This is a genomic window from Halomonas sp. MMH1-48 (genome assembly GCF_022348105.1).
In the GTDB taxonomy this organism is placed as follows: domain Bacteria; phylum Pseudomonadota; class Gammaproteobacteria; order Pseudomonadales; family Halomonadaceae; genus Vreelandella; species Vreelandella piezotolerans.
Map to the genome: position 1 here is coordinate 98,056 of NZ_JAKRFL010000003.1, position 26,158 is coordinate 124,213.

The 26,158-nt window shown below is 57.9% G+C and carries 26 protein-coding genes; 21 read left to right on the plus strand and 5 right to left on the minus strand.

Features of this window, described 5'->3' with window-relative positions; genetic code table 11:
* The first annotated feature begins 2 nt into the window (after positions 1 to 2).
* Positions 3 to 3,026, plus strand: a complete 3,024-nt coding sequence (locus MHM37_RS04155; RefSeq protein WP_153842526.1) for an FAD-binding and (Fe-S)-binding domain-containing protein — start codon at positions 3 to 5, stop codon at positions 3,024 to 3,026.
* Between the two features lie 28 nt (positions 3,027 to 3,054).
* Positions 3,055 to 3,579 (plus strand): gamma carbonic anhydrase family protein, encoded by a 525-nt coding sequence (locus MHM37_RS04160; RefSeq protein WP_239296008.1) that lies wholly within the window; start codon positions 3,055 to 3,057, stop codon positions 3,577 to 3,579.
* A 74-nt stretch (positions 3,580 to 3,653) separates the two neighbouring features.
* Here the strand turns inward: MHM37_RS04160 and MHM37_RS04165 are convergent, their stop codons facing one another.
* Entirely contained in the window at positions 3,654 to 5,345 is a 1,692-nt protein-coding gene (locus MHM37_RS04165; protein ID WP_139526407.1) for an L-lactate permease, read from the minus strand.
* A 361-nt stretch (positions 5,346 to 5,706) separates the two neighbouring features.
* On the opposite strand from MHM37_RS04165, the gene MHM37_RS04170 reads away from it, so the two are divergent.
* From MHM37_RS04170 to MHM37_RS04180, 3 genes are all read left to right on the plus strand, one after another.
* Positions 5,707 to 6,399 (plus strand): glutathione S-transferase N-terminal domain-containing protein, encoded by a 693-nt coding sequence (locus MHM37_RS04170; protein ID WP_239296006.1) that lies wholly within the window; start codon positions 5,707 to 5,709, stop codon positions 6,397 to 6,399.
* Positions 6,400 to 6,479: 80 nt separating this feature from the next.
* Positions 6,480 to 7,169, plus strand: coding sequence for a glutathione binding-like protein (locus MHM37_RS04175; RefSeq protein ID WP_139526409.1), 690 nt, complete (start codon positions 6,480 to 6,482; stop codon positions 7,167 to 7,169).
* 177 nt (positions 7,170 to 7,346) lie between these two features.
* A complete protein-coding gene (locus MHM37_RS04180; RefSeq protein ID WP_139526410.1) occupies positions 7,347 to 7,703 on the plus strand; it encodes a phasin family protein in 357 nt (118 codons plus the stop codon).
* Between the two features lie 80 nt (positions 7,704 to 7,783).
* On the opposite strand, the gene uraD is transcribed toward MHM37_RS04180, so the two are convergent.
* Positions 7,784 to 8,326 (minus strand): 2-oxo-4-hydroxy-4-carboxy-5-ureidoimidazoline decarboxylase, encoded by a 543-nt coding sequence (gene uraD / locus MHM37_RS04185; RefSeq protein WP_139526411.1) that lies wholly within the window; start codon positions 8,324 to 8,326, stop codon positions 7,784 to 7,786.
* A 138-nt stretch (positions 8,327 to 8,464) separates the two neighbouring features.
* Here uraD and uraH point away from each other — a divergent pair, with 138 nt between their 5' ends.
* Genes uraH through MHM37_RS04200 form a run of 3 tightly spaced genes read left to right on the plus strand, consistent with a single transcriptional unit; the run spans position 8,465 to position 10,770 of the window.
* A complete protein-coding gene (uraH, locus tag MHM37_RS04190) occupies positions 8,465 to 8,818 on the plus strand; it encodes a hydroxyisourate hydrolase (RefSeq protein WP_153842528.1) in 354 nt (117 codons plus the stop codon).
* An 11-nt stretch (positions 8,819 to 8,829) separates the two neighbouring features.
* A complete protein-coding gene (locus tag MHM37_RS04195) occupies positions 8,830 to 10,029 on the plus strand; it encodes a urate hydroxylase PuuD (protein ID WP_219861698.1) in 1,200 nt (399 codons plus the stop codon).
* 24 nt (positions 10,030 to 10,053) lie between these two features.
* Positions 10,054 to 10,770, plus strand: a complete 717-nt coding sequence (locus MHM37_RS04200) for a GntR family transcriptional regulator (protein WP_219861696.1) — start codon at positions 10,054 to 10,056, stop codon at positions 10,768 to 10,770.
* 150 nt (positions 10,771 to 10,920) lie between these two features.
* Here the strand turns inward: MHM37_RS04200 and MHM37_RS04205 are convergent, their stop codons facing one another.
* The 3 genes from MHM37_RS04205 to MHM37_RS04215 form a co-directional block, all read right to left on the minus strand.
* Positions 10,921 to 12,393 carry an NCS1 family nucleobase:cation symporter-1 gene (locus tag MHM37_RS04205; protein ID WP_153842529.1) on the minus strand — a complete coding sequence of 491 codons (1,473 nt, stop codon included), beginning with the start codon at positions 12,391 to 12,393 and terminating at the stop codon, positions 10,921 to 10,923.
* Positions 12,394 to 12,458: 65 nt separating this feature from the next.
* Positions 12,459 to 13,829, minus strand: coding sequence for an NCS1 family transporter (locus tag MHM37_RS04210; protein ID WP_153842530.1), 1,371 nt, complete (start codon positions 13,827 to 13,829; stop codon positions 12,459 to 12,461).
* A gap of 156 nt (positions 13,830 to 13,985) precedes the next feature.
* Positions 13,986 to 14,744, minus strand: a complete 759-nt coding sequence (locus MHM37_RS04215) for an aspartate/glutamate racemase family protein (RefSeq protein ID WP_343218241.1) — start codon at positions 14,742 to 14,744, stop codon at positions 13,986 to 13,988.
* A gap of 263 nt (positions 14,745 to 15,007) precedes the next feature.
* Here MHM37_RS04215 and puuE point away from each other — a divergent pair, with 263 nt between their 5' ends.
* From puuE to MHM37_RS04280, 13 genes are all read left to right on the plus strand, one after another.
* A complete protein-coding gene (gene puuE / locus MHM37_RS04220) occupies positions 15,008 to 15,931 on the plus strand; it encodes an allantoinase PuuE (RefSeq protein WP_239296004.1) in 924 nt (307 codons plus the stop codon).
* A gap of 14 nt (positions 15,932 to 15,945) precedes the next feature.
* Positions 15,946 to 16,830, plus strand: a complete 885-nt coding sequence (locus MHM37_RS04225; RefSeq protein WP_139526419.1) for a MurR/RpiR family transcriptional regulator — start codon at positions 15,946 to 15,948, stop codon at positions 16,828 to 16,830.
* A 272-nt stretch (positions 16,831 to 17,102) separates the two neighbouring features.
* Positions 17,103 to 17,957 (plus strand): transporter substrate-binding domain-containing protein, encoded by an 855-nt coding sequence (locus MHM37_RS04230; RefSeq protein WP_239296003.1) that lies wholly within the window; start codon positions 17,103 to 17,105, stop codon positions 17,955 to 17,957.
* Between the two features lie 8 nt (positions 17,958 to 17,965).
* Positions 17,966 to 18,643 carry an amino acid ABC transporter permease gene (locus tag MHM37_RS04235; RefSeq protein ID WP_058577175.1) on the plus strand — a complete coding sequence of 226 codons (678 nt, stop codon included), beginning with the start codon at positions 17,966 to 17,968 and terminating at the stop codon, positions 18,641 to 18,643.
* Entirely contained in the window at positions 18,640 to 19,296 is a 657-nt protein-coding gene (locus MHM37_RS04240) for an amino acid ABC transporter permease (protein ID WP_239296002.1), read from the plus strand. The genes MHM37_RS04235 and MHM37_RS04240 overlap by 4 nt, the downstream gene beginning before the upstream one ends.
* Positions 19,277 to 20,005 (plus strand): amino acid ABC transporter ATP-binding protein, encoded by a 729-nt coding sequence (locus MHM37_RS04245; RefSeq protein WP_058577177.1) that lies wholly within the window; start codon positions 19,277 to 19,279, stop codon positions 20,003 to 20,005. Before MHM37_RS04240 ends, MHM37_RS04245 begins: the two co-directional genes overlap by 20 nt.
* A 121-nt stretch (positions 20,006 to 20,126) precedes the next feature.
* Entirely contained in the window at positions 20,127 to 20,963 is an 837-nt protein-coding gene (locus MHM37_RS04250) for a bifunctional allantoicase/(S)-ureidoglycine aminohydrolase (protein ID WP_139526422.1), read from the plus strand.
* A 42-nt stretch (positions 20,964 to 21,005) separates the two neighbouring features.
* On the plus strand, positions 21,006 to 21,497 hold the full coding sequence (locus tag MHM37_RS04255; RefSeq protein ID WP_139526423.1) for an ureidoglycolate lyase: 492 nt from the start codon (positions 21,006 to 21,008) through the stop codon (positions 21,495 to 21,497).
* Positions 21,498 to 21,581: 84 nt separating this feature from the next.
* Entirely contained in the window at positions 21,582 to 23,066 is a 1,485-nt protein-coding gene (pyk, locus tag MHM37_RS04260; RefSeq protein WP_153842535.1) for a pyruvate kinase, read from the plus strand.
* A 3-nt stretch (positions 23,067 to 23,069) separates the two neighbouring features.
* Positions 23,070 to 23,837: a molybdate ABC transporter substrate-binding protein gene (gene modA / locus MHM37_RS04265; RefSeq protein WP_239296001.1), complete on the plus strand. Its 768-nt coding sequence runs from the start codon at positions 23,070 to 23,072 to the stop codon at positions 23,835 to 23,837.
* On the plus strand, positions 23,837 to 24,505 hold the full coding sequence (modB, locus tag MHM37_RS04270) for a molybdate ABC transporter permease subunit (protein WP_239296000.1): 669 nt from the start codon (positions 23,837 to 23,839) through the stop codon (positions 24,503 to 24,505). Before modA ends, modB begins: the two co-directional genes overlap by 1 nt.
* Positions 24,498 to 25,631, plus strand: coding sequence for an ABC transporter ATP-binding protein (locus tag MHM37_RS04275; RefSeq protein WP_239379726.1), 1,134 nt, complete (start codon positions 24,498 to 24,500; stop codon positions 25,629 to 25,631). Before modB ends, MHM37_RS04275 begins: the two co-directional genes overlap by 8 nt.
* The gene (locus MHM37_RS04280) at positions 25,628 to 26,149 is read left to right on the plus strand and encodes a DUF192 domain-containing protein (protein ID WP_239295998.1); all 522 of its coding nucleotides are present in this window, start codon (positions 25,628 to 25,630) and stop codon (positions 26,147 to 26,149) included. The genes MHM37_RS04275 and MHM37_RS04280 overlap by 4 nt, the downstream gene beginning before the upstream one ends.
* The last annotated feature ends 9 nt before the right edge of the window (positions 26,150 to 26,158 follow it).

Here is a 26,158-nt window from a genome sequence, read left to right on the forward strand (position 1 = left end):
TCATGACGTCACTGACCAGCCAACCTGCGCCTAGAGATGCCAAGATCAAGCCGATCAGCGGTCTGGCTGAACGGCTTTCACGAGAGCTCACAGGCGATGTCTTATTTGATCAGGCGACTCGGGGGCGTTATGCCACTGACGCATCCATTTATCAGGTAACCCCCGTGGGCGTGATACTCCCACGCCATCAGGAAGATTTGAAAATTGCCCTGGACATTGCCCGTGACGCCCACGTGCCGGTGTTGGCACGTGGGGCAGGCACCAGCCAGTGTGGTCAAACCGTGGGTGAGGCATTGGTCATCGATACCACGCGCTGGCTGAACCAAGTGGTGGAGTTCGACCCCGACGCACGCACCGTGGTGGTGGAGCCAGGCATGGTGCTGGATCATCTCAATGCTTGGCTCAAGCCCCATGGGCTATGGTATCCGGTGGATGTCTCCACCAGTGCCCAGTGCACCATTGGCGGCATGGCAGGCAACAACTCCTGCGGGTCGCGCTCTATTTACTACGGCAACATGGTGCACAACGTCGAGGGCATCGAAGCCACGCTGGCCGATGGATGCGACGTGAATTTCAGCTTTGTAGATGGGTTCGCTGAGGGCACAAGAGAACACCAACTTGCCCAGCAGGTAAAAGCCATTGCCGAGCGGGTCGGCCATGATATTCGCGACCACTTTCCCAAAGTGTTGCGTCGCGTGGGGGGCTATAACCTCGACCTGTTCGACTGCCAAAACCCTATCCCCTATGACCCGAATGGGCGGGCGAATTTAGCGCACTTGCTTATCGGCTCTGAAGGGACGCTCGGGGTAAGCCGCCGTATCAAGCTGAAGCTGTCGCCGCTCCCCGAACAAAAAGTGCTGGGGGTCGTCAACTTCCCCACGTTCTATCAAGCCATGGATTTTACCCAGCATATCGTCAAGCTGGGGCCTATGGCGGTCGAACTCGTCGACCGCACGATGATCGAGCTCTCGCTTGAGAATCCGGCGTTCAGGCCGGTGATCGAAAAAGCGCTAATCGGCAAGCCGGAAGCCATTTTGCTGGTGGAGTTTGCCGGGCAAGACCGAGATGCCCAGCTTGAAGCGTTACGCCGCTTGAACGAGTTGATGAGTGATTTAGGACTGCCCGGCAGCGTGGTGAATATGCCGGAGGCGGCCGAGCAGAAAGCGCTGTGGAACGTGCGCAAGGCTGGGCTCAATATCATGATGAGCATGAAAGGCGATGGTAAGCCGGTCTCCTTCATCGAAGATTGCGCCGTTCCTCTCGAGCACCTTGCCGAGTACACCGCAAAGCTCACCGAGGTATTCAATCGCTATGGCACAGAGGGCACCTGGTACGCCCATGCGGGGGTCGGCACGCTACACGTTCGCCCCATTCTGGACATGCGCCGCGACGGGGCGCAAAAAATGCGTGAAATCGCAGAGCTGGCCTCTGCGCTGGTACGTGAGTACAAGGGCGCGTACTCGGGTGAGCACGGCGACGGTATTTGCCGTGGCGAGTGGGTTGCTTGGCAGTTTGGCGAGACCATCAATGACGCTTTCCGCGAAGTGAAACAGCTCTTTGATCCGCAGAACCTGCTCAATCCTGGAAAAATCGTCGATACCCCGAAAATGGATGACGAGCGCTACTTCCGTTTTCCGTCCACCTATCAGCGTATTCCGATGACACCGGTATTCGATTGGTCCTCCTGGAACGTGAAGCGAGATCCGCTCACGGGTGAGCAAACGCCTCCTGGCAGTGCCGGAGACACGACCCATGGCTTGGCCATGGCGGTCGAGATGTGCAACAACAACGGCCACTGTCGCAAGTTCGATGCAGGCACCATGTGCCCAAGCTACCGCATCACCAAAGAGGAGCAGCACCTGACCCGAGGTAGAGCAAACACGCTTCGACAGGTGCTCTCGGGGCAGTTGGGGGATGAAGGACTCGCCAGCGATGAGGTGAAAGAAGCGCTGGACCTATGCGTTTCTTGTAAAGGCTGCAAACGCGACTGCCCCACGGGCGTTGATATGGCCAAGTTCAAGATCGAAGCGCGGGCGGCCCGGGTGCGCGCCAAAGGCCTCACGTTGCGTGATCGCATGGTTGGCGAAATGCCCCGTTACGCCCCTTGGGCTAGCCGGTTCTCAGGTTTGGTGAACGGTATCGAACGGGCTCCCTGGCTGGCGAAGCGCATCAAGCAGGCGCTCAAGCTCGCCCCGCAAAGAGCGCTCCCCGCGTTTAACGGCAACTTCCTGGCGACGGCGGCCTCTTCGTCAATCGCTAAGAGGCCAATTGCAGAGAGGCCAATTGCAGAGAAAGAAGTCCTGCTGTTTGTGGATACCTTCAATAACTATATGGAGGCCGACAATGCCTCCGCCGCCAAGCGAGTGCTGGAGGCCGCTGGTTATCAGGTTCATCTTAACGTGACCCAAGGTCAGCGGCCGCTCTGCTGTGGCCGCACCTACCTCTCTTCGGGCCAGTTCGAGAAAGCCAAGGCCGAGGCACAGCGCACGCTGGATTTCCTGATGCCGTTCGTGGAGCGTGGCGTGGCCGTGGTGGGGTTGGAGCCCTCGTGCTTGCTCAGCATGCGTGATGAATTCTTGCAGTATGGCTTTGGCGAACAGGCGCAGGCATTGTCGGAAGCTGCCTATCTGTTTGAGGAGTTTTTGCTACATGCTCACTCGACAGGAGCGCTGTCGTTAACGCTCAAGCCCATGGAAGGCCAGCGCGTGATGCTGCATGGCCACTGCCACCAGAAAGCGTTTGATGCGTTGCGTCCGGTAGAACAAGTGGTGAGCTGGATTCCTGGCGTGGCGGTCGAGACGATCGAGTCGTCCTGCTGCGGCATGGCAGGCAGTTTTGGCTACGAAGCCGAACACTACGAAGCCTCGATGAAAATGGCAGAGCTGACGCTGTTGCCTGCCGTGCGAAGCGCGAATGAGCAGGCGGTGTTGGTGGCCGATGGCACCAGCTGTCGCCATCAAATTCAGGATGGCAGCGGACGCCAAGCGATTCACGTTGCTCGTCTGCTGGCGCAAGCGCTAGCCTGATAGCGATAACCAACAAAAGGAGCGTTACGTGGCCATCTATCAATTTGGCGAGCATCAGCCCGCTATTCATGAAGACGTATACATTGCCGACACGGCGGACGTCATCGGTCAGGTTACCCTGAAGGCTCGCGCTAGCGTGTGGTATCAAGCCGTATTGCGCGGCGACAGCGACCATCTGGACATCGGTGAAGAGAGCAACATTCAAGATGGCGCCGTGCTGCACGCGGACCCCGGCTACCCGCTGAAGGTAGGAAAGGGGGTGACCGTCGGGCACCAGGCGATGCTGCATGGCTGTACCGTAGGGGAGGGCTGTTTGATCGGCATTCAGGCGGTAGTGCTCAACGGCGCCGTGATTGGCGAGAACAGCTTGGTAGGCGCGGGGGCCTTCATCAAGGAAGGGGCGGTATTTCCGCCAAACTCGTTGATCGTCGGTTCACCCGCCAAAGTGGTCACAGAGCTGACGGCGGAGGCGGTGGAAGCACTGAAGCTCAATGCGCAAAGCTATGTGATTCGAGGCCAGCAGCATGCAACGACTCTGAAGCGGATTGGTTGAGGTGAGTAAGTCGTAAAAAATTTACCCCCAGGCAATGCCTGGGGGTAAATCGTTTTACGGGGTTGAGAAGAGGACTACATCAACGGATCTGTCACCCCTAAAACATAAAACGCAATCATCGCGATAACGCCGGTGAATACCAGGTAGTAGATGGTCGGGATGATCGTTTTACGAATGGTGGTACCTTCGCGTCCCAAGAGACCAACGGTCGCTGATGCTGCCACCACGTTGTGAATAGCGATCATGTTACCTGCCGCAGCACCAACGGCTTGCAGTGCCACCATCATGGCCGTTGATAGTCCCAGTGTTTCAGCGATGCTGAATTGGAATTCTGCCAGCATGAGGTTAGACACCGTATTGGAGCCCGCAATGAAAGCTCCCATTGCCCCGACGGCAGGCGCAAAGAACGGGTAGATACCGCCCACACCGTTAGCCACCGCTTGCGCCATCATGACCGGCATCGAGACTAAGTCGGCACCGTTAACACCAGAGTTGATCAGAATCCGCACCATCGGCACGGTAAAGATCAGTACGAAACCAGCTCCGAAAATGGTCTTGGTGGACTCGGAGACTGCTGCGCTCATCTGGCGAGGGTTCATCTTATGCAGGAAGTAAGTGATGAATACGACGGCTAGGATGATGCCGCCCGGCAGATAAAGTGGTTGAACGCCACCGCTCACGCCTGCTTCGCCGAAGATGTTGGCCCAGTTCAGGTTAACCGAGGTCAACGCCGCCCGCAGTGGCTCGATGGTACGAGAGGCCACCAGGAACAGTGCTAGCAGTACATAGGGTACCCAGCCTTTGAAGGTGGACATCGGGGCTTTACCGGCCACATCGTCGAGCTTGATTTGCAGATTACCGATCCACTCATCAGGCCACGAGGTCGATTCAGGGAAGTCCCAGGTCTCTTTGGGCAGCAGGAAGCCTTTACGAGCAGCAGGCACCACGATGGCCAAGCCCACCATTGCCCCAATCATGGAGGGGAACTCCGGGCCAAGCAGTACGCCTACTAGCATGTAGGGCACCACGAAAGAGACACCCGTGAAGATGGCAAACGGTGCAATCGAGAGCCCCTCTTTCCAAGAGCGGTTGGCACCGAAGAAGCGCACCATTACCAGCACGAGGATTAGCGGCATCAAAATACCCACGATACCGTGGGTGATCGCCACCGAACTGGTCACCTGTTGAAAAAACACGTCCCAGGTGGAGCCGTTCGCTTCCAGCTGAGCAGTAATGTCAGCACGGTTCAAGCCGCTGCCGACACCCACGACGATCGGCGTGCCCACAGCGCCAAACGATACCGGCGTGGATTGAATCATCATGCCCACGACCACCGCGGCTAGCGCCGGGAAGCCCAGCGCTACCATCAGCGGAGCGGCGACAGCCGCCGGTGTGCCGAAACCGGAGGCGCCTTCGATGAAGCAACCAAACAGCCAAGCAACGATCAACGCCTGTACGCGGCGGTCAGGGCTGATGCCCGAGAAGCCGTTACGGATCGCGGTAATGCCTCCCGAGTGCTTGAGCGTGTTGAGCAGCAAGATGGCGCCGAAGATAATCCACAATAGACCAGCGGTTTGGATAAGACCCTGCACCGTGGATGCCGCCACGCGGCTAAACGACATATCCCAGGCGGTCAGACCAATGATGGCTGCCGTGAGGAAGACAATTGGCATCGCTATTTTGGCCGGAATCTTAAAGCCTATGAGCAATATTCCGGCTAGCAACAGCGGCAGAAACGCCAGAAGAGCGAGTATAGATTCATTCATGGGAGGAACGGCCCCTTGTTATTGATTTGGTATGCTCCGCGAAAGCCAACTTGTCATTGCAATGATAGTTGGGTCAGCGTGAAAGATACGGTCAGGCAGGCTGAATGACTACATTGGAAAATTGGTCTTACCAGTAAATAGGCGCAAGATAGCATGGGAACCAAGCGGTCGTTTTAAAATAAGATGTTGTTTTTATGGAGCTTTAAAGTTTGCGTTAGCATGCTAGCTAGGTGGGCCTCATTAGACTAATAGACAGTGTGAAGCGCTTGCACCGACATCGCCAAACGCGCCGCTTGCGCTGTCGATCACTTAGACTCACTGTAGTGGCGATGCCCCCCAATGACAAAAGGAGTATGACTCGATGGCAATCACCCTTTATGACCTGTGCGGCCGTGACGAACGCCTGCGTTTTTCTCCCTATTGTTGGCGTGTACGTATGACGCTGGCCCACAAAGGCTTGGAGGTCACCACCGTGGCTTGGCGCTTTCAGGAAAAAGAGGCGCTCGCGTTTGCCGATTACGACAAAGTGCCCGTGCTGACGGATGGTGACAACGTGGTCACCGATAGCTTTGACATCATGCGCTACTTAGACCGCGCTTACCCAGATGCCCCCGTGGTGGGTGAAGGGATGAGTCTGCAGCGCTTGATGCTGTTCAAGCAGTCGGTAGAGCGGAGCATTACTCCTGCGCTATTCAAGATCGTTGCGTTAGATCTGTTAGCCGCGATTCATCCTGAGGATCGTGATTACTTTCGTAAAACACGTGAGGCGCGCTTTGGAGCTACTTTAGAGGCCGTCAACGATCCTGAGCAGGGGCGACACCTGTTGAAGCAAGCGCTGGTACCGGTGAATGCTCAGTTGAAAGAGAGCCCGTTTTTAGATGGCGATACCCCAAGCGGTGCCGATTATTTGCTGTTTGGCAGCATGATGTGGGCCTACACCGTTTCAACCGAAACACTAGTGGATGAAAAAGACCCTGTCGCGGCTTGGTTCAAGCGTATGCTAGAGGTGCACGATTCAGAGGCAGGCAAGGCCGTCACTGTTCGTGATCTATAATCGTTGAGACGGCCATAAGCCGTCAGACGACCCACAGGCAACACCAACGACCTAGGTCGTTGGTGTGAAAGGAGATGGCGATGATCGACCTGTACTACTGGACAACCCCGAACGGCCACAAAATCTCCATCATGCTCGAAGAGACCAAACTGGCGTATCGCGTCAAGCCGATCAATATTGGTCGGGGGGAGCAATTTGACCCTGAATTTTTGACCATTGCGCCGAATAACCGTATCCCAGCCATCGTGGACCATGCCCCGAAAGATGGCGGCCAACCCATGGCGCTATTCGAATCTGGCGCTATTTTGGAGTATCTCGCCGACAAGACGGGCCAGTTTCTACCGACAGAAGGGCGCGAACGTTACGTGGTGCTGCAGTGGCTGCATTGGCAAATGGGCGGACTGGGTCCCATGGCGGGGCAGAATCACCACTTCTGCCACTACGCGCCGCAAAAAATCGAGTACGCCATCGAGCGTTACGTGCGTGAGACCAATCGTCTTTATAGCGTGCTGGATCAGCGGCTTTCCCAGCAGCATTTTGTTGGCGGTGACCGCTACTCCATTGCCGATATGGCGATTTATCCCTGGATCGTTCCCTGGGAGAAGCAGCGCCAAACGCTTGAGGAGTTTCCCGATCTTGAACGCTGGTTCGACGACGTCTCGCAACGCCCCGCCGTGCGTAAAGCCTATGCCTTAGTGGAAGATGTGAACCCCGAGTCAGGCGTGACGATGGATGCTGAAGCTCGTAAGCACCTGTTTGGAAATCGTTAATCAAACGGCCTTTTCGAGCGTCCGAGAGAACGACAGATGAGCAAGCGCAGTATGACCAAAAATCATGTTGCGCTGCACAAAAAGCGCTGCTAGCTTTGTGGGTAGCAAAGGCAAACGCCCGCTTACGACCTGCGTCAGTGCAGGCCGAACCACTATCTCACTCAAGGAGATTACGTGATGAACAAGGCCGCAGAAAAAACCAGCCAACAGTTCGACTCTGTTTTCGTGTCCCCGATGCGTTCTTACACGCTCGCTGCGCTGAACTACTACGAGCAGCTAGTGGGCGCGCAGATGGATGCAGCCCGTGCCTACTCCGACATGACCATCGCCCAAGCGCGTACATGGTTAGACGTGAAAGACGCGGACAGCTTCAAAAAAGCGATGGAGAGCCAGCAAAAAACCGCTACCGATCTGATGGAGCGCATGAAAGGCGACTCTGAAAAAGTCACCTCCATTAGCCAGAGCTTCATGCAAGACAGCCAGAAAATGGCCGAAGAAACCACCAAGAAAGCGGTAGAGACTGCCAAGCAGTAAGCAACCGTCTGATGGCAAAAATGCCGCGCCCAGAACCGATTCTGGGTGCGGCATTTTTTGTTGGGATGTAGGAAAGATGACTAGGATGCCTCGTCAGCACGGGCTCGAAGACGGAAGCGCGCGATGCGAATAATTTGTTGAATCGCGGTTTCACGTTCCTGGGCCAAGCCGTTATCCAAACGCTCTTCAAACGCCGCAAGGATGTCGTAGCGATCCAGACCTTTCACCGCAATCACGAACGGAAAGCCGAATTTCTCTTTATAAGCGGCGTTCAGCTGTTCGAAGCGAGTAAATTCCTCGGGCGAGCACTGGTCGAGCCCTGCGCCGGCCTGCTCGCTGGTGGAGTCGTGGGTCAACTCGCCCGCCAACGCTGCCTTGCCCGCTAGATCGGGGTGGGCGCGAATGACGTCAATCTGCTGCTCAGGAGTAGCTTGTCGAAGCATCAAGCCCATCAATTCGGCCAGTGCATCAGGGGCATCATGCTCTTGGCGTAAGCCGTGTTGCCAAGCGGCTTCCGCCACCCAAGGGGAGTGCTCATACACATCACCATAGTGGGCAATGAACGTTTCCAAGTTGGATTGGCTGGGAAGAGGGAATAACGTGAGTGAGGTGGCGGTTGACACAAAAATTCTCCAGGCGTGCGAAAAGGGAAATGCTGTATACAATAAATAGCATCGACGGTACTCTTTGACCAATAGGTCAAACCCTACTCATAACGTCTATTCATAACGCCAACAATCTCGCCAATGTAAGGAGTGACGATGGGACGCTTAACTACCCACGTGCTGGATACCGCCAAAGGGCAGCCCGGCCAAGGCATTACCATTGAAGTCTTTCGGCTAGCGAGCGGCCACCGCGAGCACTTAGGCTCCACCGTCACCAACAGCGATGGCCGTTGTGATGTGCCCCTGTTAGAAGGCGATGCGCTCACGCCCGGTGAGTATGAGTTAGTGTTCCACGCGGGGGACTATTTACGCCGTCAGGGTATCGAAGCCGCCGAGCCACGCTTTTTAGACGTGATTCCGCTGCGCTTTGGCGTAGCCGATGCAAGCCAGCACTACCACGTGCCGCTGCTACTCTCGCCGTATGGCTACTCGACCTATCGCGGTAGTTAAGAGGGCAGATCATGCAAGCGTACATCATCGAATTCGTCAACCTGCTGCTGCGCTGGCTGCACGTGATTGCGGCCATTGCCTGGATCGGCGAATCGATTTACTTCGTCATGCTCGATAACGGCCTGCGCACTCCCAAAGCCGCTGAAGATCGTGAGAAAGGCATCTTTGGTGAGATGTGGGCCGTCCACGGCGGCGGTTTCTATCATAACCAGAAATACGCGACGGCCCCCGCCAAGCTGCCCAACGACCTGCACTGGTCGTTCTGGAAAGCCTATACCACGTGGCTATCGGGGTTTGCGCTGTTCGTCATTCTTTACATGGTGAATCCCGGTTTTTACTTGGTGAACCCGGACAGCAACTGGGCCTGGGCGGCTAACCTGACCGGTTGGCAGGCGAACCTGCTGGCGCTTGGCTTCCTACTCGGCGGCTGGGTGGTTTATAACGAGCTATGTAAGCGCATCAGTCCCAACATGGAGCGCGATGGCCTGCTGAGCATTGCCGTGGCGGTGATGATGGTGGTGGTGGCCTACCTAAGTACCCAGATGTTCACCGGACGTGCGGCGTTTCTACTCACTGGCGCGGTGATGGCCACGGCCATGTCGGCCAACGTCTTTTTCTGGATCATTCCCGGCCAGCGCCGCATGGTGAAAGCCATGAAGGCGGGCGAGGCTCCCAACCCACTAGACGGCAAGCGCGGCAAGCAGCGTTCGGTGCACAACACCTACTTCACGCTCCCCGTGGTGCTGCTGATGGTGAGTAATCACTACTCCTTTATCTACGCCCATGAACTTGCTTGGGTAGTGATGGTGCTGTTCATCTTTGCCGGTGCGTTGATTCGTCAGTTCTTCGTGCTGATGCATGCCGGGAAGATTCAGCCTGCTTACCCGGCGGTGGGCGTTGGACTGATTCTGCTCGCGTTCTGGATGGCGGCGCCCAGCCCAAGTAGCACCGCAGAAAGCACTGGCGGTGCGCCCACACAAGCACAGATTTCTGGATTGATTGAGCAACACTGCACCCAGTGCCATGCCCGCAACCCTGAGCACGCCGGTTTCTCCGCGCCACCGGCAGGCTATGCCTTCGATAGCTGGGACGATATTCTAGGCCACAAAGCGCACATCCAGCAGGTCGTTGGCAGTCGCTACATGCCATTGGGTAATATCACCAACATGAGTGACGAAGAGCGCGATATCATTGCGGCCTGGAAGGAGTGATCACAGTCGCGGACAGGAGACACTATGAGCGATGCGCAGGCGGCGTTAAAACGACGACCCACTGAGAAAGAGGGTGACGAGCGCCACGAAGCGATTTACCGGGCAGTGAGCGATGCCATTGTGGAGCAACGCCTCAAACCCGGCGCTCGGCTGCGGGAAGATGCGCTCGCGGAGGTGTTCGGCATTAGCCGCACGGGGATTCGTAAAATTCTCCAGCGGCTGGCGCTGGAGCAGCTCGTAACCTTGACCCCGCGTCGTGGGGCTAGCGTGACGCGACCTACCGCCGAGGAAGCGAAAGACGTGTTCGATGCCCGCCAGTTGATCGAATGCGGCCTCATGCCCGATGTGGCCAGGCGAATGAACACCGCCGCAGCGGCGGAGCTTCGCGAGATGGCCCGCCAAGAGCGCCAAGCCCTGCGCAGCGGTCAGCAGAGCGTGGCCATTCGCCTCTCGGCGGATTTTCACGTGCGGCTCGCTCAGCTCTCCGGCAACGCCACCCTGGCGGAGTTCGTGGAACGCCTCTGCTCCCGCTCTTCGCTGATCCTCGCCGTCTACGGGCATCGCGGCCACCTAGGCTGCGAATCCCACGACCATGACGACCTGATTGGCTATTTGGAAACCGGCAACGGAGAGCGCGCCAAAGCCTTCATGAGCCGTCATCTCAAAGCCATCGAGGCGTCGCTTTCCATGGTCGAAGAGGAGGAAAACGTACCGGATCTGCAGCAGATTTTTGGCGTTTAGCGACGTAGCCGCTCTGCTCGCTCTGCTCAACGGCAATGACGGTTAGGCAGCGTTTTTGAGGCTTTCTATTAACGTCAACACGCCACCAAAGCTCATCCTGTGGCGTGTTGAGTGGTTACTGCGTTTTTCTGTGAGTCATCACGTCATGGCTTAGTGCGTTTTCTGCTCAGCCATCACAGGTGCTGCCTCAAACCGCTTCATTAGCCCGTAGTAAAATATCCCACCTAAGCCTGCTCCGATCAGCCAACCGTAGCCGCCCAGGCTGGATAAGGCCGGTACCAATACGGTAGATAGCGAGAACATCGCCGCCACGCCAAAGGCGATGAGGGCGCGAGTGTTCCAGCCGTTGACGTAGTAGTAAGCGCTGCCGGTGGCTGAGGAGAATAGCTCCTGCATATTGAGGTGCTGGCGTTTGATCAGGTAGTAGTCCACCACGATGATGCCGTAAAACGGCGCGACGATAGCGCCCAGCGCATTCACGAAGCCCGGCACGCCAATTTGGCTGATCACCGAGATCCACAGTGCACCGACGAAAAAGGCAATCACGGCGGTAATCAAGCCGCCCATTTTGAAGCTGATTTTGCTGGGGAACAGGTTGGCGAGGTCGTAGGCGGGGGGAATGAAGTTGGCGACCAAGTTGATACCCACCGTGGCGGCAAAGAAGGTGAGAGCGGCCACGATGGTCAGCGGCAGCGAATCGACGCGCTCCACGATATCCGCTGGGTTGGTGAGCGCTTCGCCAAACAGCACCAGCGTGCCCGCGGTGATGATCAGCGCAATGAACGAGAAGAATGCCACGTTTAACGGCAGGCCCAGCAGGTTGCCCAGCTTCATCTGGCGCTCGGTTTTCACAAAACGGGTGAAGTCGCCGAAGTTGATCACCACCGCGGCGAAGTAGGCCACCATCGTACCCACGATGGCGAGAAACGCCCCCAGGCCACCCTGCTCACCGCTGCCGCTAAAAATGGTGCTAATGGCGGGGAGCAGCTCGCTACCAGCTTGCATCCATACCACGAGCATCAACACCACCATCACCGCATAGACCAGCGGGCCTGCCCAGTTCAGGAAGTGCTTGATGCGCTCGATGCCCTGCCAAAAAATCGCGATCTGAAACAGCCACACGATCACGAACGAAAGCCACGCCACTCCGGAAAGGCCGAGGAAAGTCCCCCCGTTGCCTACACCAAACAGCGCGGTAATCAGCAGCGCCACCGCGGTGGAGGCGAAGTAGGTCTGCACGCCGTACCAAAAGATCCCCACGATGGCGCGCAGCATGGCGGGCAGGTTGGCACCACGCACGCCCATGCTGGCGCGCACCATCACCGGGAAGGGAATGCCATATTTCACGCTGGGTTTGCCGGTCAGGTTGACTAGAAACATGACGACCACCCCGGCCAGAATGATCGCGGCCATCACGGCCCAGCCGTTCAGACCGTAAGAGAGAAACAGCGACGCTGCCAGGGTATAGCCAAACAGGCTTTGGATGTCGTTGGACCAGACGTTGAAAATCTCGAATGCGCCCCAGGTGCGGTGCTCTGGCTTTAGCGGGGCGAGGTCGTCGTTATAGAGCGTTGGATCGATCTGCTGGATGTTGAGATCGCTTTGGTTGGGCTGTTCATTCATGGCAAGGCTCGTTATCCGGGAATGGCCGCCTGCCCCACGAAGGTGACAGGCGCGGGTAGGGCGGATTATTGGGTGAAGCGCTGGCAGGCGGGCCAGTGTTTCATCAGCAGGTAGTAAGTCAGCCCGGCAGGAATTAGGCTGGCGTACCAAGAGACCGCCGAGAACGAGAGCGCGGCGATAATCCCTACCGCTGTCGCTATTAACGCCGCTTGGTTAATGCCTTGATAGGGGCCGTTTTCATCGTAGAGCTTGCCGATATCCAGCGTGCGGCGTCGAATGACGTAGTAGTCCACCACCAGAATAGCGAAGATGGGGCCAAGGAATGCGGAGTAGGTTTGCACGAAGAGCTGTAGGCCTGCGGCGGATTCCGGCTGCACCAGTTTCCAAGGGAAGGTGGCGAAGGCCAGCAGCCCCACGATAACGGTGGCAACGGAGAACTTGAGTTTGAACACGTCCATCAGCACGTAGGTGGGCGGCACCACATTGTTCAGCACGTTGGTGGTCACCTGGGCGAAGGCGATGAACAGCAGGGTGATCATGAGTAGCGGTGTATTATCTACCGCGTTGGCGAACACCTGAATAGGGTCGGCGGTGCCGGTAGCTTGCGACACCATGTAGCCAATCAGGCCCATAAACAGCGTGCAGGGTAGAATCGACATCGCGTAAATGGTGGTCAATAGCCCTGGGCCGGTGCCCTTTTTATGCTCCCGGGAGTAGTCACTAACGTTGAGCATCATGGTGCTGTAGATGCCCAAAAATAGCATGGTGGCGCTCCAGAAGGGCATCCCCCAAGAGCCTTCCATGGTCAGCAGGCTGGTGGAAAGCTCGTCGCCGTAACGCTGCACCGTGGCGTAAAACATGTACATCAGCGAGCAGAGAATGAAGGCGCTGCCAATGTTCTCCAGCCACTTGATGCCCTGAAAGCCGAGTACCGAAAGGCCAATCTGCAAAAACTGAAAGGCAATGAAATAGAAGATCAGGTTATCGAAACCGAACAGCGTCGCCGACACCATGTTGAGGGCGCCCGCGCCAATCCAGCTTTGAAAACCGTACCAGACGATGGCGGGCACGGCGCGCACCAAACCGGGAATACGCGTGCCGGTAAAACCAAATGCACTGCGGGCCTGCACCATGAACGGAATGCCATATTTATAACCAGCGGCCCCGTTAATGGCGAGCGCCACGCCAATCACAAAACAGCCAATGGCAATCGCCAGGGTGGCTTGCAGTAAGTTGAGCGTGCCCACTACGCTTGAGCCCATGGCGAAGGTGCCAATCGACACGCACCCCCCAAACCAGGCTAAAAAATAGGAGGTGCGCCCCATGATGCGGGTGCTTTGCGGAGCTAGGCTTTCGGCCCCAACGGCTTTGGCGGTGGCGGGGCTAGTTGCTCCCGGCGCTTCATCTGAGGTAAGAGCAGAGGTTGAAGTGCTCATGTTACCGTCCTCGCAAGATTATCGATGTTATTGGTAACCTGGGCGCTACTGGCCCAGGAGACGCTTGCGGCGTGGCGTGCTGATGGCGGTAGTCGTTGTGTTGTTATCTTTTTTAGTCGTGCTGTGTAGCCTATTGTTAGTGTGATGCGGAATGTCTCAACGGCGTGTAGGTGGCAAGGTGAGGTTTGAAAAATCCGCAAACTTGCCGGTAAAAGGTTTCGGGCGCGGGTAGTCTAAATCGCCGTATTTGCTGGTAGATAAGCCCAGCCCCACCAGCGATTCGGCAAGCTTCAACGCCGCACTGACCCCTTCCACCACGGGCAGGCTCACTTCTCGGCTAATGGCGTGGGTGAGGTTCGCCATCCCGCCACAGCCCAGCACGATCGCGCCAATACCATCTTCATCGCGGGCACGGCAGCACTCTTGCACGATCCGGCTGAAGGCGGCGTCAGGGTGGTCTTCCAAATCCAGTACCGGGATTTCAGCGGCGCGAATGCGGCGGCAGTGGTGGCTAAAGCCGTACTGCTCGAGCAGGTGTTCGGCAATAATCCCGGTGCGGCCTAGCGTGGTCACGATCGAGAAGCGCGTGCTAATCAGGGTCGCCATATGAAAGGCGGCTTCGGCAATGCCGATCACCGGCGCGCGGGTCAGTTCGCGGGCAGCCAGTAGGCCGGGATCACCAAAACAGGCCACGACGTAAGCATCGATGTTGCCCTCTCGCTCGCCTTTCAAAACCTCTTCGGCCACGCCCACCGCGCTCACGGCTTCATCGAAATGGCTCTCGATAGAAACCGGTCCCGCGTCGGGCTGAGTGGCGCTCACGGTGGTCGAAGGAGCCGCCAATCGTTCGGCCGCTTGCCGAATCGTCGCTGTCATGGCAGCCGTCGTGTTGGGGTTAATCAGGCGTATATGCACGGGGTGATACTCGCATGTGAACAATATTTTCTATCTTGTATACGAAAATAGGGCGCTTTTCTGCGATGCGCAAGCCCTTTCATGCGACGTGTAGGCGCTGGAAGAGTTGACCAAGTGTTCAAGTTTCAAAGGGTTAGCGTGCTATTGAGCCGAAAAGCGCCGTCATCTCAATTGATTAGCCCTGCGTTGAATTGCGATGACTATTCAAAATGGCTATTTTGTATACAAAATAAAACGCTCTGCCTTTATCAAGGAGCCTGTCCATGACCTCTCATTACCCTCGCGATCTCATCGGCTATGGCCGTACGCCGCCCCACGCTAACTGGCCAGGCAAGGCCAAGATCGCCGTTCAATTCGTGCTGAATTATGAGGAGGGCGGGGAAAACTGCGTACTGCATGGCGATGCAGGCTCGGAGCAGTTTTTGTCCGAGATCATTGGTGCAGCCAGCTATCCAGACCGCCATTTGAGCATGGAGTCCATCTACGAATACGGCTCCCGCGCTGGCGTGTGGCGTATTCTGCGCGAGTTCGAGCGCCGCGGGTTGCCGCTCACCGTATTTGGCGTGGCCATGGCGCTAGAGCGCCACCCGGACGTGGCCCAGGCATTCAAAGAGCTGGGCCATGAAGTGGCGTGCCACGGCTACCGCTGGATCCACTACCAGGAAGTACCCGAGCATATCGAGCGCGAGCATCTGCAAAAGGCTATGGAGATCTTCCAGCGCTTGTACGGTGAAAAGCCCCAAGGTTGGTACACCGGGCGCGACAGCCCCAATACGCGCCGTTTGATTCTGGACGAAGGTGGCTTTCTTTACGACAGCGACTATTACGGCGACGACCTGCCGTTCTGGGCCACGGTGAGCGATAGCCAAGGCGCGGAGCATAACCACCTGATCGTGCCCTACACCTTAGATACCAACGACATGCGTTTTGCGGCTCCACAAGGGTTCAACACGGCGGATCATTTCTTTACCTATCTGCGCGACGCCTTTGATGTACTGTATGCCGAAGGGGAGGATTCGCCGAAAATGCTCTCTATTGGTATGCACTGCCGTTTGCTGGGCCGCCCTGGGCGTTTCCGGGCGCTGCAGCGCTTTTTAGACCATATCGAAGCCCACGACCGTGTGTGGGTAGCCCGACGGGTCGATATCGCCCGTCACTGGGCAGAGCATCACCCAGCACCCAAATAAACAAACAGGACACCATGACACCCCATATCGGACAACGGATTGCCGCCCAGTTTGATGCGCTCAGCGCCCAAGAGCAGCGCGTGGCGAGTTTCATTCTGGATCACTTCGATGATTTGGCCGTGTACAGCGCCGCCGACTTGGCGCGTTTGACCGGGGTGTCAAAGTCCACCGTCAGCCGCCTATTCAAGCGACTAGGGTTCGAAAGCTATCGCACGGTAAAGGATCACGCTCGACAGCTGCGTAATTTGGGCGTGCCGTTGGTGATCGACGCCCATGCCATGGAGGAGAAGAGCGAGAGCGGCACCTCGTTCCAGCGCCACCTGCAGCGGGAGCAGGAGAATCTGCAGCGCTGTTTCGCGAGCCTTGTCCCCCAGGAATTTGCTGCGATGGTCGAGGCGTTAGCGGTGGCGCAGCAGGTCGTGATCGTCGGTTTCCGCAACAGCTATCCGCTGGCACTGCACTTACGTCAGCAGCTCGTGCAAGCCCGTCGCCACGTGCGCTTGGCGCCGCAGCCGAACCAGTCGTTGGCCGAAGAGCTGGTGGATTTAACTGAACACGACACCGTGGTGCTGTTTGGTTTTCGCCGTCGTCCATCGGCATTTGGCGCGTTAGTGGACGCCCTTGAACGCTCGCCTGCCAAGGTGTTGTTGATCGCTGACCCCACCGCCTCTCCGTTTGCTTCGCAAGTGACGTGGTGGTTGGAAGTACCGTTAGAGAGTCTCTCGGCGTTCGATAGCTATGCCACCGCCAACAGCGTGATTTGCCTGTTGGCAAATGCCGTTTTGCACCAGCGCTTAGCGGAGGGCCGCGAGCGAATCAGCGCGATAAGCGACCACTATGCTGAGTTGAACGAGCTGGCATCGCCCATCATGAGCGTCGATTGGGACGCCCATCAATAATGGTGCGCTTTGACTGCCTGATGCACCAAATGTAATCGCTTTACTGAACGCACGCTGGGTTACCCTGCGTGCTCTCCTGACTGATTGTAACCTAACGCACTGTTGTTGCGCTGCTTTCCCTGCGGCTGGTCTCGTTATTGCTAATGCTAGTGGGCGTGTGAAACAAAAGTTTCTTTGATGAGATTTGTGCAACGAACTTTTCAGAGGGCGACATCACACGCGTTACACCTTCTTCTCGGCATTGGCTTGCGACACACTTTCAGGAGAGCGTCATGGGAACTACCCTTCAGGGCTTTAAAGATTCGGTTCAGCACTACTTGAAACGTCTTCAAACCGGCGTGTTGGCCACCGGCATAGCGGCCACGCTGGCTATGGGTGGGCTGGGTGCCAGCAGCGCGGTTCACGCCGATGCGCTGGAAGACATTGAATCTCGCGGCACGATTCGTATCGCGGTTCCGCAGGATTTCCCTCCCTTTGGCTCGGTAGGCACCGACCTACAGCCGCGCGGTTACGATATCGACATGGCCAACTACATTGCCGACGAGATGGGCGTCACCCTGGAACTGATTACCGTGACCAGCGCCAACCGCATTCCTTATCTGCAAACAGGTCAGGCGGATCTGGTGATCTCGAGTCTGGGTAAAAATCCGGAGCGCGAAGCGGCGATCGATTTCTCCGATGCCTACGCGCCGTTCTTCCTGGGCGTGTTTAGTGCGGATGCCGACGAAAGCGTAGAAGGACCCGAAGGCTTCGCCGATAAAACCATTGGCGTGACTCGCGGTGCCGTCGAGGATATGGAGCTTTCCAACGTCGCTCCCGACTCCACCACCATTCAGCGCTTTGAAGATAACGCCACCACCATCTCGGCGTTTCTTTCTGGCCAAGTAGATTACATTGCCACCGGTAACGTAGTGGCCGCCGAAATTGCCGAGCGCAACAGCAATCGTGCGCCTTCGCTGATGTATCAGCTGAAAGATTCCCCTTGCTACATTGGCCTGAACAAAAACGAAGCGGCGCTACAAGCAGAAGTGAATCGCTTGATTGCCCAGGCATTGGAAGACGGCACGCTCAACGAGTTTTCCCAGCGCTGGTTCAGCGCGGACCTTCCTGACAACTTCGGTAGCTGAGAGGCGGTATGGGGCCAACACTCGATTTTCTCACCCTGTTGCCCTACGCCAGCGAGCTGATCAAAGGTTTGACCACCACGGTCGTGCTGACCGTGGTGACCACCTTGACCGGGCTGGGGCTGGCCGTAGCGGTGGCGTATTTGCGTGTGAACGGGCAGCCCTGGATGCGCTGGGGGCTGGGGGGCTATGTCGAAATCACCCGTAACACGCCTTTTATCGTTCAACTGTTTTTTATCTTTTTTGGTTTACCGGGGCTGGGTATCAAAATCGATGCCATTACCGCCGCGTTCATCGCCATGACGCTAAACCTCGCCGCTTACAGCGCCGAAATACTACGCGCCGGCATTAGCGCCACGGCGAAAGGGCAGCTAGAAGCCGCCAGAGCGCTGGGCATGAGTACCCTGCAAAGTTACCGCCATGTGGTGCTGGTGCCCGCCTTTGCCAGGGTATACCCCTCACTGATTAGCCAGTCGATCATCGTCATGCTGGGCTCGGCGGTGGTGTCGCAGATTTCCGTTTTCGACCTCACTTACGCGGCCAACTTCATTCAGTCGCGCAACTTTAGAAGTTTTGAAGTCTACCTGCTGATTACCTTGGTGTACCTGCTGCTGGCGTTTGGTATGCGCCGCGCCTTTATGCTGGTGGGTAAGCGTGTGTTCGCGTATCAGCAAGGAGAGCAACGATGACCGAGTTCACCCTATGGGATATCGTGCGCAACCTGCTGCTCGCCGCCCGCTGGACCGTGGTGCTGTCACTGATTGCCTTTATCGGCGGGGCTACCGTGGGGCTGGTGCTCACCTTTATGCGTCTTTCCAGCCGCCGCTGGCTGCAGCGTTTTACCTCGCTGTACGTGGACCTGTTTCAAGGCACGCCGCTATTGATGCAGCTCTTTTTGATCTTCTTTGGCGCGGCGGCGATGGGGCATCCCATTTCTGCCTGGTGGGCCGCCTCCATCGCACTGACGCTCTTTACCAGCGCGTTTCTCTGCGATATCTGGCGGGGCTGCCTGGAAGCCGTGGCGAAGGGGCAGTGGCATGCCGCTCGCGTGCTGGGCATGAACTATTTCCAAACCATGCGCCATGTGATTCTGCCGCAGGCGCTGAGACTCTCGATTCCACCCACGGTGGGGTTTTCAGTACAGGTGATAAAAGGTACGGCGCTGGCTTCCATCATTGGCTTCGTGGAGCTCACTAAAGCGGGCACGATGCTCAATAACGCCACGTTTGAACCGTTCACTATCTTCACCCTCGTGGCCCTTTTTTACTTCGCGCTGTGCTACCCGCTCTCCTGCTACGCGCGCCATTTGGAGAAAAAGCTCTATGACGCTGGTCTGCGTTAATAACGTTCATAAAGCCTTTGGCGACCTGGAAGTGCTCAAAGGGATCGACCTCAACGTTGCTCAGGGGGAAGTGGTCGCCATCATCGGCCGCAGTGGTTCGGGTAAAAGTACGCTGCTGCGCTGCTTGAACCAGCTCGAACAGCACGATAGCGGCGAGATCACCATTGCCGAACAGCAGCTCGATGCGGGCTCCATGTCGCCCAAAGAGCTGAGTGAAAACGTTGGCATGGTGTTTCAAAGCTTTAATCTATTTCCCCATAAATCTGTGGGCGACAACGTGTGCCTCGCCCCCGTGGTGGTGCGTGGCGAGGCCCGCGCCGATGTCGAGAAAGTGGCCCGAGAAGTGCTGGATAAAGTGGGTTTGGCAGACAAGTACGATGCTTACCCCGCCCAGCTTTCCGGCGGCCAGCAGCAGCGGGTGGCCATCGCCCGTGCGCTGGCCATGCGCCCGAAGGTGCTGCTGTGCGATGAAGTCACTTCGGCTCTCGACCCTGAGTTAGTCGGCGAAGTGCTGCGCGTGTTGGAGGCGTTGGCAGCAGAAGGCATGACGCTGATTCTAGTCACCCATGAAATGGGCTTTGCTCGGGATGTGGCCGACCGCGTGGTGTTCATGCACCAAGGGCGCATTCACGAAGAGGGCGAGCCTGCCGAGCTGTTCGGCAATCCTAAAACCCCAGAGCTCAGGCAGTTTATCTCAGCGGTACTTTAAGTGAAGCGGGCCTTTAAGGTTTGTTTGAAGCCGCACTCCATAATACTGTATACAAAAAAGACGATGCAGCACGCTTGTGCTGCATCGTCGTCGAGTACGCTTACACTCTCAGGGAGAGACAATGCCAACAACACGCCAACCCGCTCACTATTACGCCCTCACCGGCGGGCATCCGCCGCAAACCCAGCTCACCGCTGACCGTGCGGTCTTTACCGAGGCCTACGCGCTGATTCCTAAAGGTGTGATGCGCGATATCGTGACCAGCAACCTGCCGTTTTGGGAGGGCACTCGGCTATGGGTGCTGGCGCGGCCGCTGTCAGGGTTTGCGGAAACCTTCTCCCAATACATCATGGAAGTGCAGCCGGAAGGCGGTAGTGATAAGCCCGAACTGGACCCCCAGGCGGAGGGCGTGCTGTTTGTTGTGGAAGGTGAGTTAACGCTTACTTTGGCGGGTGAGCGCCACACCATGGGGCCCGGTGGCTACGCGTTCATTCCCCCGGGCAGCCACTGGCAGGTACGCAATGAAGCCCGCGAGCCGGTGCGTTTCCACTGGGTGCGCAAAGCCTACGAGTATGTAGAAGGGTTGGATGTCCCCAAAGCTTTCGTGACCAACGAGCAGGAGATCGCGCCGATCGAGATGCCGGGCACCGAAGGTCGCTGGGCGACGACGCGCTTTGTCGACCCCAGCGACGTTCGCCACGATATGCACGTCAATATCGTGACCTTTCAGCCGGGCGGCGTCATTCCGTTCGATGAAACCCACGTCATGGAGCACGGTCTTTACGTACTGGAAGGCAAGGCGGTGTATCACTTGAACCAGCAGTGGGTGGAAGTCGAAGCAGGTGACTTTATGTGGCTACGCGCTTTCTGCCCACAGGCGTGCTACGCAGGTGGACCCGGCCCGTTCCGCTACCTGCTGTACAAAGACGTTAACCGCCACGCGGCGCTAAAAATCTGAGTCGGCCAGCCGATCCCCCACCTCACTTGCTAGGATGATTCTATGTTAGAGCTGACGGCGAAGCCGCTCACGGCAGAAGCCTTTGCACCGTTTGGGGATGTGTTGGATGCCCGAACATCGGCCTCGTTTCCGATTAATGCCGGCCGCACCCAGCGTCATCACGACCTCGCCAAGGTGGAAACGTTGGGCCAGAACGCCCATACGCTGATCAATATTTTCGTTAGCCAACCGGTGACGCTGCCGCTAACCCTCACGTTTTTAGAGCGCCACCCGCAGGGCAGCCAAGCGTTCATGCCGCTGCATCAGGAGCGTTTCATCATTGTCGTGGCACCGCCGGGCGACAGCATTGTGCTAGACGAGGTGCAGGCGTTCGTGACCGACGGCCGCCAGGGGGTGAACTACCGCGCCGGGACTTGGCATGCCATTCAGTCGGTGCTGGAGCGCGAGGGGGAGTTTTTGGTGGTAGATCGCGGAGGGGAGGGCAACAACTGTGACGAGTACCCGCTGGATGTTACCGTCACGTTAGCGCAGTAGCCCACCTCAAGTGCATGCGAGTGTCATCTTGGTTGGGTTATCCTGATAAGCTGACACTCCACTCCATGAACGGTTAGGACATTTATGAGCGCACACAGCCATACGCCCCTTCGTCGTACCAAGATCGTCGCGACCCTCGGCCCCGCCAGCGATCGTGAAGGCGTGCTGGAAGCCATGCTGAAGGCGGGGGTGGATGTGGTTCGCTTGAACTTTTCCCATGGCACTGCTGACGACCATCGCCGCCGCTTGATGCGTGTGCGTGAGATTGCTGCTCAGCTTGGCCGCAGTGTCGCCGCGCTGGGCGATTTACAGGGGCCTAAAATCCGCGTTGCGCGTTTCAAAGACGGCGCGGTGTACCTGGAAGAGGGGCAGCCGTTTGTCCTGGACATGGCCATGGACAGTGATGCCGGTGACAGTCACGGCGTTGGCTGCGATTACAAAACGCTGGCCGACGATGTCACCGCAGGCGACCGACTGCTGCTGGACGATGGCCGTGTGGTGTTGGACGTTACCCGTGTCGAGGGCAAGCAGGTACATACCGAGGTGGTGGTGGGCGGCAAGCTCTCTAACCATAAAGGTATCAACAAACAGGGCGGAGGACTCTCGGCCCCCGCGCTGACGGACAAAGATAAAACCGACCTGAAAACCGCCGTCGAGATTGGCGTCGATTACTTAGCGATTTCTTTCCCGCGTTCGGCGGAAGACATGCTGGAAGCCCGCCGCTTGTTAGGGGAAGAGGGCAAGGAGATTGGCCTCGTTGCCAAAGTAGAGCGCGCCGAAGCCGTGGCCGATGAAGCCACGTTGGATGGTATCATCGAAGCTTCCGAGGCGGTGATGGTCGCCCGTGGTGATCTGGGCGTAGAAATTGGCGATGCCAAACTGGTCGGCGTGCAAAAGCGTATGATCAAGCGTGCCCGCTCGCTCAACCGTGCCGTGATCACCGCGACCCAAATGATGGAGAGCATGATCTCAGCGCCGCTACCCACTCGCGCTGAAGTCTTCGACGTCGCTAACGCGGTGCTGGATGGCAGCGATGCGGTCATGCTCTCGGCAGAAACCGCCGCAGGGGATTACCCGCTGGAGACCGTGGAAGCGATGGCGCGGGTGTGTCTTGGCGCCGAGCGTGAGCGGGTCGCTCAAGAGTCGGGCCACCGTATCCACGAAGGCTTTACCCGCCCAGACGAAACCATTGCGCTATCGGCGATGTACGCTGCTAACCACATGAACGGCGTGGTGGCGATTGCTTGCATGACGGCCTCGGGCTACACGCCGTTGATCGCCTCGCGCATCCGCTCGGGCTTGCCTATCGTGGGGTTGGCTCACAACCCGATTGCCCAGCGTCGCATGGCCCTGTACCGGGGCGTGGTATCGCTTCCATTCGACACGTCGCAAATGACCGCCACCGAGCTGAATGATCAAGCGCTCACGCTGCTGGTGAAGCAGGGCGTCGCCAAGCCGGGAGACCACGTCATCTTGACCCGTGGCGATCACATGAACGCCCACGGTGGTACCAATACCATGAAAGTGATGGCTATTACCGAGCAACACGCCGACAGCGCAAAGGCCTAGCATATGCGCTCACTGCTGTTGCTATGCGGTTGGCTGTTAAGCGCGCCTGTGATGGCGGGCGCGCCCATCGTGGCGGCGGCATCTAGCCTGCAGTTCGCCTTGGAAGAGGCTGCCCAGCAGTTCACTCAGCAAACCGGCCAGGCGCTGCGTCTCAATTTTGGCTCTTCTGGCAACTTTCGCCGCCAAATCGCCCAGGGTGCGCCCTTTGAGCTGTTTTTATCGGCCAATGAAGGGTACGTACAGGCGCTGTACGACGAGGGGCACGTGGATGACGCGGGCGTGATTTATGCTCGGGGACGTTTGGCCTGGGTGCAGCCTGTCGGCCGCTATGTCCAACCCGACGAACAAACGCCACTCGCCGGTGTGGAGGAGGCCATTGCCGCTTTAGAAGAAGGTCAGCGGCTGCGTATCGCCATTGCTAGCCCTGAACACGCCCCCTACGGCGTGGCCGCCCAAGAAGTGCTACAAAAAGCGGGGCTTTGGGAAACCAGCGAGCCGCTTCGCGTGCAGGGTGAGAACGTCTCCCAAGCGATGCAGTTTGCCCTGTCCGATGAAGCGCGCGGCGGCTTGGTGGCTTACTCGCTAGCCGTGGCGCCTGCGCTGGCCGGGCGTAGCGAAACGGTATTGATCCCTGAAGCGTGGCACACGCCGCTGCGCCAGCGCATGGTGTTAACGCCCCAGGCCACCCGGGCAGCCCATGCCTTTTATGAGTGGTTGCAGCAGCCTGAGGCGAAGGCGATTTTCGACACCTACGGATTCAGTACCGATTGATGGACTGGTCGGCCCTCTCCGTCTCGCTGCGGCTCGCGGCGTTTACTTGTCTCTTCTTGTTACCCCTCGGTATATGGTGGGGACGTCGACTGGCGACGACGTCGTTTCGAGGTAAGGGGCTATGCGAGGCGCTGATTGCGCTGCCGCTGGTACTGCCGCCCACGGTGTTGGGGTTTTATCTTCTCCAGCAGTTTGGCCGCGATGCACCGCTGGGCAGCGCTTGGGCCGCGTTGACGGGGGGTGGGCTCAACTTTACCTTCAGCGGTATTTTGCTGGCGTCTGTGATCGCCAATCTTCCGTTTGCCATCCAGCCGATTCAGCGCGCCTTCGAGCACGTGCCTGCCAACTTACGCGAGGCCGCTTGGTGCAGTGGGCTAAGCCCCTGGCAAACCCTATGGCGTATCGAGCTGCCTCTCGTATGGCCGGGCATCCTATCGGCGGCAGCGCTAACCTTTGCTCACACACTAGGCGAATTTGGCGTGATTTTGCTGGTCGGTGGGGCGATCGATGGTGAGACCCGCACGCTCTCGATTGCCATTTATGACCGTGTGCAAGCCTTCGATGAGCAGGGTGCTGCGAATATGTCTGCCCTCCTGCTGGCCATTTCTTTGGCCACCTTAGGTCTGGTCTATGGGCTCGCTGGCAAGCGCAGGTGGTCACGTGGATGACCTGAAAGTGACCGCCCAACAGGCTGGCCCGATTCCGCTCAATGCCTCGTTTTGCTGCGCTCCTGGCGAGCTTTTGGCACTCGTCGGACCGTCCGGCAGTGGCAAAACCACCTTGCTGCGCACCATTGCGGGGCTTTACCAGCCGGAGCGGGGGCGGGTGAGCTGCGCTGGCGCGGAGTGGTTTTGGGCGCAGGAGGGCCAGCGCCGATCGCTGACGCCGCAAGCGCGTCGGATCGGCATGGTGTTTCAGGACTATGCGCTGTTTCCGCACCTGACGGCGCTGCAGAACGTTCAGCTCGCCATGGGGCATCTGCCCCGCGTCCAGCGCCTCGAGCAGGCTACGCAGTGGTTGAGCAGGGTGCGCCTGCAAGGGCTCGAAGCGCGCTATCCCAGCGAGCTTTCCGGCGGCCAACGCCAGCGAGTGGCATTGGCGAGAGCATTGGCGAGGGAGCCCCAAGCGCTGCTGCTGGACGAGCCGTTCTCTGCGGTGGATCAAGTGACGCGTCGACGCTTGCAGCGCGAGCTGGCACTGCTGCGCCAACACATCTCCATCCCCATCATTCTCGTTACGCATGACTTGGATGAAGCCACCGCGCTCGCCGATCAAATCTGCGTGTTGCATAACGGGGTGAGCCTGCAGCAGGGCACACCTGAAGCGCTGTTTCGACGGCCCGCTTCGCCGCTTGTCGCTAGGTTGCTGGATCGCCACAACGTTTTTAGCGGGGAAGTGGTAGAGACGGACGCTGGGCGACGCCTGCAGTGGGGAGAGTGGCGGCTAGAAGTGGCAGAAGGGCTAGACCGTGTTGAACTCGGCAAACCGCTAGCCTGGTACCTGCCGCCGTCGGATATCGTGCTGCATCGGCGGGGACGGCCCTCTCAAGGTGAGCGCGAAAACCCGGTAGCGGCAACGGTCAGCGAAATGGTGGTATTGGGCGGCATGACGTCCATCTCGCTGCGCGTTTCTCATCAAGATATGCTACGTTTCGACATCGCCACCCACGCGGCTAAACGTAATCAGCTTCGACTGGGAGAGCGGGTACACGTCTCGCTACTGGCCGAGGGCATTCACCTCATGCCCGAGCAGCAGATGCATATGGCACCCTACAACAAAAGGAACCTGTTATGACCCTGACACGCCGCCAACTGCTCAAAACCGCTTTAGGCGTTTCGCTTGCGGCTTGTTTGCCGCTTTCTTTGTTGACGGCGTGGGCCGCGGAATCGACATCTGCCAACACGCTACCGCTGGCGATACACAGTGAAGGTGGTCCGCACCGTCTCGATGTCGAAGTCGCCGAAACCGCTTCCCAGCGCCAGCGCGGCCTGATGGGACGTGAACATCTGCCAGAAACACGAGGCATGCTGTTTCGCTTCGAGCGTGAGCAGCCTGCAGGCAATGCATTTTGGATGTACCGCACGCTGATTCCGTTGGATATTGCCTATATCGATGGTGAAGGCCGCATCGTCGCCATCAACACCATGCCGCCTTGCGAATCCAGTGCGCCTCAAGAGTGCCCCTCTTATCCAGCAGGTGCGGCCTATCATGCGGCGCTGGAAGTCAATGCGGGCTACTTTGCCGAGCGTGGCATCCAGGTAGGCGACTGTGTCTCGGTACCTGCGTTGGCGGGCTTTTGTCGCCCCGACTAATGCCCACGC

Bases quoted from the DNA above. Each gene is read 5' to 3' on its own strand.
- MHM37_RS04280 (WP_239295998.1), top strand. From the start codon at position 25,628: ATGACCCTGACACGCCGCCAACTGCTCAAAACCGCTTTAGGCGTTTCG.
- MHM37_RS04210 (WP_153842530.1), bottom strand. From the start codon at position 13,829: ATGAGCACTTCAACCTCTGCTCTTACCTCAGATGAAGCGCCGGGAGCA.
- MHM37_RS04200 (WP_219861696.1), top strand. From the start codon at position 10,054: ATGAGCGATGCGCAGGCGGCGTTAAAACGACGACCCACTGAGAAAGAG.
- MHM37_RS04170 (WP_239296006.1), top strand. From the start codon at position 5,707: ATGGCAATCACCCTTTATGACCTGTGCGGCCGTGACGAACGCCTGCGT.
- MHM37_RS04235 (WP_058577175.1), top strand. From the start codon at position 17,966: ATGGGGCCAACACTCGATTTTCTCACCCTGTTGCCCTACGCCAGCGAG.
- modB (WP_239296000.1), top strand. From the start codon at position 23,837: ATGGACTGGTCGGCCCTCTCCGTCTCGCTGCGGCTCGCGGCGTTTACT.
- MHM37_RS04225 (WP_139526419.1), top strand. From the start codon at position 15,946: ATGACACCCCATATCGGACAACGGATTGCCGCCCAGTTTGATGCGCTC.
- MHM37_RS04230 (WP_239296003.1), top strand. From the start codon at position 17,103: ATGGGAACTACCCTTCAGGGCTTTAAAGATTCGGTTCAGCACTACTTG.
- MHM37_RS04250 (WP_139526422.1), top strand. From the start codon at position 20,127: ATGCCAACAACACGCCAACCCGCTCACTATTACGCCCTCACCGGCGGG.
- MHM37_RS04240 (WP_239296002.1), top strand. From the start codon at position 18,640: ATGACCGAGTTCACCCTATGGGATATCGTGCGCAACCTGCTGCTCGCC.
- MHM37_RS04180 (WP_139526410.1), top strand. From the start codon at position 7,347: ATGAACAAGGCCGCAGAAAAAACCAGCCAACAGTTCGACTCTGTTTTC.
- MHM37_RS04175 (WP_139526409.1), top strand. From the start codon at position 6,480: ATGATCGACCTGTACTACTGGACAACCCCGAACGGCCACAAAATCTCC.
- uraH (WP_153842528.1), top strand. From the start codon at position 8,465: ATGGGACGCTTAACTACCCACGTGCTGGATACCGCCAAAGGGCAGCCC.
- MHM37_RS04255 (WP_139526423.1), top strand. From the start codon at position 21,006: ATGTTAGAGCTGACGGCGAAGCCGCTCACGGCAGAAGCCTTTGCACCG.
- puuE (WP_239296004.1), top strand. From the start codon at position 15,008: ATGACCTCTCATTACCCTCGCGATCTCATCGGCTATGGCCGTACGCCG.
- pyk (WP_153842535.1), top strand. From the start codon at position 21,582: ATGAGCGCACACAGCCATACGCCCCTTCGTCGTACCAAGATCGTCGCG.
- MHM37_RS04155 (WP_153842526.1), top strand. From the start codon at position 3: ATGACGTCACTGACCAGCCAACCTGCGCCTAGAGATGCCAAGATCAAG.
- modA (WP_239296001.1), top strand. From the start codon at position 23,070: ATGCGCTCACTGCTGTTGCTATGCGGTTGGCTGTTAAGCGCGCCTGTG.
- MHM37_RS04245 (WP_058577177.1), top strand. From the start codon at position 19,277: ATGACGCTGGTCTGCGTTAATAACGTTCATAAAGCCTTTGGCGACCTG.
- MHM37_RS04165 (WP_139526407.1), bottom strand. From the start codon at position 5,345: ATGAATGAATCTATACTCGCTCTTCTGGCGTTTCTGCCGCTGTTGCTA.
- MHM37_RS04205 (WP_153842529.1), bottom strand. From the start codon at position 12,393: ATGAATGAACAGCCCAACCAAAGCGATCTCAACATCCAGCAGATCGAT.
- MHM37_RS04195 (WP_219861698.1), top strand. From the start codon at position 8,830: ATGCAAGCGTACATCATCGAATTCGTCAACCTGCTGCTGCGCTGGCTG.